This is a genomic window from Mariprofundus sp. EBB-1, from assembly GCF_003665155.1.
Lineage (GTDB): Bacteria > Pseudomonadota > Zetaproteobacteria > Mariprofundales > Mariprofundaceae > Mariprofundus.
Genome location: NZ_RCFQ01000060.1, coordinates 1 through 2,500, shown reverse-complemented (window position 1 = coordinate 2,500; position 2,500 = coordinate 1). Strand labels below are relative to the sequence as shown.

3 protein-coding genes are annotated in these 2,500 nt (G+C 38.4%); 2 read left to right on the top strand and 1 reads right to left on the bottom strand.

The genetic code is table 11. The annotated features are described in order from the left end of the window. Both mobV and D8Y20_RS13460 read left to right on the top strand, forming a co-directional pair. The coding region (mobV, locus tag D8Y20_RS13465; protein WP_201265655.1) for a MobV family relaxase at positions 1-826 on the top strand (826 nt) is incomplete at its 5' end. A gap of 14 nt (positions 827-840) precedes the next feature. Then, complete coding sequence (locus D8Y20_RS13460; protein ID WP_121544223.1) at positions 841-1,149, top strand: hypothetical protein; 309 nt, start codon at positions 841-843, stop codon at positions 1,147-1,149. Positions 1,150-1,256: 107 nt separating this feature from the next. Here D8Y20_RS13460 and D8Y20_RS13455 read toward each other — a convergent pair whose 3' ends face one another. Beyond that, positions 1,257-2,276: a site-specific integrase gene (locus D8Y20_RS13455; RefSeq protein WP_121544222.1), complete on the bottom strand. Its 1,020-nt coding sequence runs from the start codon at positions 2,274-2,276 to the stop codon at positions 1,257-1,259. Between the last annotated feature and the right edge of the window lie 224 nt (positions 2,277-2,500).

The following is a 2,500-nucleotide window of genomic DNA, read 5'->3' as shown; positions in this document are numbered from 1 at the left end:
ACCTTTAAATAAAATCTGGTTGGCTGGAGATGCAGCAACGATTGAAGAGGCTGTTGAAAATAGATTGCAGTCATTAGATGGGAGTCGTCGCAAAAATGCAGTCTTATGCTTTGAAACTGTATTTAGTTTTTCTCCAGAGTCAGAACCAAAGAGCCTTAGTGAATGGTCTAAAGATACTGTTGATTGGGCAAGAGAATTTTTCGGTGATGAAAATGTTGTTGGTTTCGAAATACACTTGGATGAAACGACAACACATATTCACCTCCAAGCGGTTCCACTCGTAGAAAAACAGCGAAAAGTTAGAGGCTCAGGCTCAGATAGCCCGAAATACTATGCACCACAATTAAAATTAGATGCCCATTATTTTACAGGTAGCCCAAAGAAGCTAAGTGATATGCAGACAAGTTATGCTGACGCAATGGCGAAACACGGCCTTAAAAGAGGTCAAGGCAAAAGCGGAACTGGCGCACATCACGTCGATGTAAGAACAGTCAGAGGTAAGATGAACGACGACTACGAAGCTGATATTCGCAAGGGAATGGCTACTGAAATTAAACAACATCGCAATACTCAAAATGAGAATCTGCACTTAAAAGAAAAAGTTCGTAGTGCTATGAGTCAATCCATGCATTACAGCAGGCAGGCTAATGTAGTTAAAGAGGAAGCTGAAAAACTGCGTGAAAAATTAGCAAAAGAAAAAGCGGAGAAGGATTTATTAGAGCAGCAAAATTCATTGCTAAATAATCGACTCAATGAAATAGACCCAATTAGGCAAGTGGGGAATGTACCATCGCTACTGCAACTAAAACCAAGCTTTTGTAAATAAAAAAGGAGAATTAAATGGATTTTTCAAACCTAAATTATGATGGGAAAGAAAGAGAGTATGATAGGTTAGCTGAAAATGCGCCTCACGTTTTAACTCATGAGCATAAATTACGACTTGTAGAAAAAAGACTATCAAAAGGAGGTTCGCTTCTAGAGTCACTTAATAAATTAGGGCTGTTAAAAGAGAATACGCCGTTAACTAATATAATTGATGAAAAAGACGATACTCTTGAAATGTTTGATGCGGGTTTAAATAAGTTATTTGAAGATATCAAGAAGCATAACGAAGAACTCAAAAAATTATCATCTACTTATAAGCGTTAGGTATTGAACCTGTTCTTTGTACCAACTAAATAATATTTAGTTATCAAGGCTCAAGATATTCTAATAATCAGGGCGCCCTTGCAAATAATGAGGAGTTTTGAATATCTTTACCCAAGCAATTCCAAAGTTTTTTCTTTGTGTCTTAAATGAGTATAACGCTTTAACATCTCATAAGTCTCATGTCCGGACATCTGCATTACTAATTCAGTAGATAGACCTTTTTCAAAAAATCGGCTCACTGCCTCATGTCGCAGGTCATGAAAACGCAAATCTTCAATAGCTTCATTTTCTTTGCCATCCAAGCTTTTCGTTTTTTTACAAATCCGCCTGAATGCAACCGTCACATAATTAGCAGAAATCGCAAACACCTTGCCACCCGTAACTTCTATCTTTTGCTGCGCCTTTAGAACTTTAAGAGCCTCGGTTGATAAAAAAACGACACGACGCTCGCCACTTTTTGTCATTTGTAGGGTTAATTGCTTGCCTTTTAAATCAACATCTTTCCAAAGCAAATTAGTCATTTCAGAGCGTCTCATGCCAGTTTCAATTGCTAAAGCAATCAACTCAGGCATTTCAGCATTAGTTGCAGCAGCAGACAACAGTCTCTCCAGCTCGCCTGTATTTAAACGACGGTCTCTTCCTAAAGTTTTTTTCGGAAAAGTAACTTCAGCAACAGGATTGGGAAGTCCATCCATTTCCCATTCCGCTGCCGCTTCATTATATAGATGACGCATCAAAGCAAGTTCGTGTCGAACTGTATTTGCAGAGACTTTTTTAAGCCGAGACTTTTTGTATTTGATTACATCATTTTTAGTCACATCAGAAAAACGTTTTGCAGCAAATTCAATTTTTTTCAGCCGCTCAATTAGAGAGTTTTCCTGTCGGATACCTTTCTTGTTTGGCGTTACTTCTTCTTTATATTTCTGAAGAGCATCAATGAAACTAATGGCACGAGCTTTAGCAATGCCGCTCAATGCACCAGAAGCCTTTTTAACTTCAGCCGCTGCTTGCCACGCTTTAGCATCTCTCATGGTATCAAACGTAGCGCTATCAACGACTTTTCTATTTTTCCAAATCTGAACTCTATAAGTCGTTCCGCCCTTACCTTTACGTTTAATGATAGCCATTTTATCTCCTTCTTGGTTTGCATTTGGTTTGCAGGCTCGTGCTTAAACGGGATAATACGGGATATGATGATAGGTGTATATTGTTTATTATGATATTTTATAAGTAAATATTAGGGTATTGCCCAATTCAAGGAAATATTAAATAAAACTCTGACACCGTCAATCGTGGTTCGAATCCACGTCCCCCAGCCAGACACAAAAAAAGAGCCCCAATCGGGGCTCAG

Excerpts from the sequence above, each read along its gene's own strand:
- D8Y20_RS13460 (WP_121544223.1), top strand. The coding sequence starts at position 841 with ATGGATTTTTCAAACCTAAATTATGATGGGAAAGAAAGAGAGTATGAT.
- D8Y20_RS13455 (WP_121544222.1), bottom strand. The coding sequence starts at position 2,276 with ATGGCTATCATTAAACGTAAAGGTAAGGGCGGAACGACTTATAGAGTT.